At 62.8% G+C, this 3,729-nt stretch carries 2 protein-coding genes and 1 pseudogene; 1 reads left to right on the top strand and 2 read right to left on the bottom strand.

The genetic code is table 11. The features are described 5' to 3' along the window. A pseudogene (locus tag FV242_RS33190) lies at nucleotides 1-154 on the top strand (IS481 family transposase); the annotation flags it as partial. A gap of 63 nt (nucleotides 155-217) precedes the next feature. On the opposite strand, the gene FV242_RS33195 reads toward FV242_RS33190, so the two are convergent. Continuing rightward, nucleotides 218-2,578, bottom strand: coding sequence for an EAL domain-containing protein (locus tag FV242_RS33195; RefSeq protein WP_147941913.1), 2,361 nt, complete (start codon nucleotides 2,576-2,578; stop codon nucleotides 218-220). Nucleotides 2,579-2,733: 155 nt separating this feature from the next. Further along, complete coding sequence (locus FV242_RS33200; RefSeq protein WP_147941914.1) at nucleotides 2,734-3,135, bottom strand: hypothetical protein; 402 nt, start codon at nucleotides 3,133-3,135, stop codon at nucleotides 2,734-2,736. Nucleotides 3,136-3,729 lie beyond the last annotated feature (594 nt).

Here is a 3,729-nt window from a genome sequence, read left to right on the forward strand (position 1 = left end):
TCTGCACCTGTTCGTCGATGCCTACAATCATGCTCGCAGGCTCAAGACCCTGCGGGGCCTGACACCAACTGAGTTCATCTTGAACGCCTGGACGAAAGAACCCAATCGCTTCAGGATCGACCCGTCATACCTCATCCCGGGACCATACACCTAAATTAGGCCCCCGATCGCCTCGATGGTGCGGTGCGAGCCGATGGCGATCGGCGAAACGAACTGCCTAAGCGGCACAATCAGTGGTTACGATTGGCAATACTGGTGTCGGTCGTTCTGGCCGCCCGATCAGATAGCCTTGGACCGCGTCGCAGCCGAATTTTCTAAGTAGGTCGAGCTGTTCTGCATCTTCGACGCCCTCGGCGAGGGTCGGGATGCTCATGTCGCGCCCCATCTGCGTGATCGCCTTGATGACGGCCATGGAATGCTTGTCCGTCAGCGCGGCGGCGACGAAGCTGCGATCGATCTTGATGCGGTCCAAGGGCAGGTCGCGCAGATGGGCGAGGGATGAGTACCCGGTCCCAAAATCATCCATCGCGATCCTGATGCCGAGCTGACGCAACGCAGACAGGGTGTGTGCAATCTGCTGTCCGTCTTGGACCAAGGCCGTCTCAGTTAGTTCGATCTCGAGCCTGCTCGCTAACAGACCGCTCTTTGCCAGCGCCGAGGTGACATGCGCGAGGATCAGCGGCGATCGAAACTGAACAGCTGAGACGTTGACCGCGACATGCTGTTTGGCCGGCCATGTGGTTGCCTGACGGCAGGCCTCTTCAAGAACCCATTGTCCGATCGGGATGATCAGGCCTGTCTCTTCCGCGAGCGGAATAAAGGTCGCCGGCGAAACAAAACCACGCGTCGGATGCTGCCAACGGATCAGGGCCTCGAACCCGACGGTGTCATCGTCCGTCAACGCCATGATCGGCTGGTAGGCGAGGTGGAACTGACTTTTGGCCAGCGCGATCCGGATATCGTTCTCCAAGAGGTTCCGCTCGGCGATGGCCTCGAGCATGCCAGGGGTGTAGCGAGCCGCCCGCCCGCGGCCATGACGCTTGGCCTCATAGAGCGCGATGTCGGCGCGCTGCATCAGATCTTCCGGGCTCGACGTATCCTGTGCCCCGCACACGCCGATGCTGCAGCCGATGACGACGGTGACATCGTCGAACGTATAGGGTTTCTCGATCCCTGGGATGACGTGCTCGGTCAACGCCATGGCGGCCGAGGCGTCGCCTTGGACGACCACCGCCATTTCATCTCCGCCGAGGCGCGAGACGAACCCAGTCTCACCGATCAGCTCTCGTAGCCGAACGGCGACATCGACCAAGAGCCGATCGCCGACGCCGTGGCCGAACGTATCGTTGACCGCCTTGAACCGATCGAGGTCGATCAGCAGGAGCGTGAATGGCTGCTCGGCTTCTTGAGCCTGTGCCATGCGCTCCATGAGGGAGCGACGGTTCGCCAAACCCGTCAGCGGGTCGTGGTAGGCGAGGTGCGATATCTCCCGCTGCGCTTGCTTTACCCGAGTCACGTCATCGAAGGTCAGTACCGCGCCATCCTCGACGGGCTGGCAGGTGATGGACAGGATCCGCCCGTCATCGAAGTTGTGCTCGACCTGGGTCTCGCGGTCCTTGGCCATCCAAGACCGGTGGTTTGCCAGCACCCGGCCTACCCGATCCTCATCCCAGCCATTCGCGTGACCCGCCTGCTCAAGAAACGCCGTCAGGCTCATGCCGCGAACGACGCTGCTCGGCGCGAGATTGAGCATCGCGCAAAGGCGCGCGTTGTAGAGCTCGACGATTTCGCCGGCGGACACTTTGAGGATACCGTTCGACATGTTCTGCAACGCGGTCGCCAGGACACGCGCGTGCGCCACCTCCTGTGTCTCGAAGCGCTTGGCTGCAGATAGCGCGAGGAAGGAGCCGAGTAGAAGGATCGCCGCCCCTGTGGCGACGAGGATGCTCAGAGTGACCTGCATACCCGGCAGGAGGCGATCGACCTGTTCACCGACGAGGACGGTGCCGGCGATGGAGACGAAGTGCGTCCCACATACCGCGGCCACGATGAGACCACCGATGACCACGAGGGTGTTGGATCTCTTCGGCAGCCCGCAGGCAAGCGCCATGAAAGTCGCGCCGATAAGGCAAGCGAGGAGGTTGAACCCGATCGACTGCGTCTGACCGCACCCTTCAAGTGCAGCCATGCCGGTGATGTGCATCACGGCGATGCCGAGCCCTGATGCTGCGCCAGCGACCGACCGTTTCCATACCCCTACCAGGGTGTTCGCTATAGCAAGCGGTACGCCGACGGCGATGATCGCAGCTACGGCAGACAGCACCGTCGTCCCGAAATGGTAGCTCAGGACGAGATCGGTCCGGTATCCGAGCATCGCCACGAAGTGGGTTGTCCAGACCCCGGTTCCTGCAACCACAGCGATCCCGGCCCTCCAAGATTGCCGAGCAACCCTGGAAGCGCTTTCAGCTTGCCGGATCAGGCATACGAGTAACCAGGCACTGAAGGCGCAGATCGTCGCCGCAGCTAGAACGAAGCTGAGCGCCTGGCTATCGAGGAAATTGGCGAGGATGGTCGGCATACGATCACCATACGCATCACATGTGCAGATTTTATTGATTGGCAAGGTAAGGCAAAAACTAAACCTTAACACAGCTTCGAGATTTCGTACATGTGATCGAATGGGCACTACTGATGCATGCAACTAGAGCTTGCACAGAGTGAACGACACTGTCTTTAGGCACCGACCATATCGAGCAGTGCCACGCCTACGGCCGCGATGACGTTGCCGCCGCCACACCAAGGCAAAATGATCGCCTCGGGCTGCTCGGCTGCAACCTCCGGCAACACGGTCTCAGGCGCCACACTCTCGCGGTCCTGATCGCTGCCGCGTATCCAGACCACCTGACTGCCGGTGTGGTTCTTGGGCGCAGCCAGGGACGCCTCGGCGTCGGCGCCGTCCTCAAGGTCAGGATCCCCATCTATGCTGTCGAGCACGGCGATGATGTGGTCCGCAGCGTCGAGGGCGACTTGCGCAGCCTCCTCCAGGCTGGCGCGGAGTGCGCTGCCGGCCAGCGGCGACAAGGCCATGGGAGCGGCCGGCTTCGGACGCGAGGTGAAAGTGAGCACGTCGCCCATGATTTCAGGTCTCAGGATGTGAAGGGGGGAGCCCAGCAGGGTCCGGCCGGGGCGATACGCACGGCTACGGAAGGGAAGAGGCCGTTCTCAGCGGCCCTCGCGCGTGGCCTTGGCGTGGGCCTGCAGATCGCGGGCGAGCGCTGCCAGTTCGTCGGGGTCGTCGTTGTCGATGGTGACGCCCGCGAGCACGTGCAGCCGCCCCGCTCGGGTGCGGACTGGGATCAGAGCAGGGTGGCGAGGCCGGTCAGGACTATGCCGCCGCCGATAATGAAGGCCGCGGCCAGCAGCTCACCGCCGGTGTCGAGGAACCGCAGGGACCGGCTGTGAGCGGTATCCGGGCGGATGGGGGTGACAGCCTCCCAGGCCTCGATCGTGCCGGGCTGGGTCTCGTTCGGGAGGTTGAGGAACCGGCCATCGGCGGGGAGCCGGCGACGCGCGGTGCTGACGACGTGAACCAGGGCGGGCTGGCTGAAATCGGGGATGCGGGCATAGGATATCGTTCGCGCTCCTGATGGGGCTCGTGGGATCAGGGTCGGAAGGTGGAAGGGAAGCGGACGTGTGGCGTCCGGTTGGTCAGGCCTGCGGGGCGCTTAG

Origin of the sequence: Methylobacterium sp. WL64 (genome assembly GCF_008039945.1) — a bacterium.
Classification (GTDB): domain Bacteria; phylum Pseudomonadota; class Alphaproteobacteria; order Rhizobiales; family Beijerinckiaceae; genus Methylobacterium.

Bases quoted from the DNA above. Each gene is read 5' to 3' on its own strand.
- FV242_RS33200 (WP_147941914.1), bottom strand. From the start codon at position 3,135: ATGGGCGACGTGCTCACTTTCACCTCGCGTCCGAAGCCGGCCGCTCCC.
- FV242_RS33195 (WP_147941913.1), bottom strand. From the start codon at position 2,578: ATGCCGACCATCCTCGCCAATTTCCTCGATAGCCAGGCGCTCAGCTTC.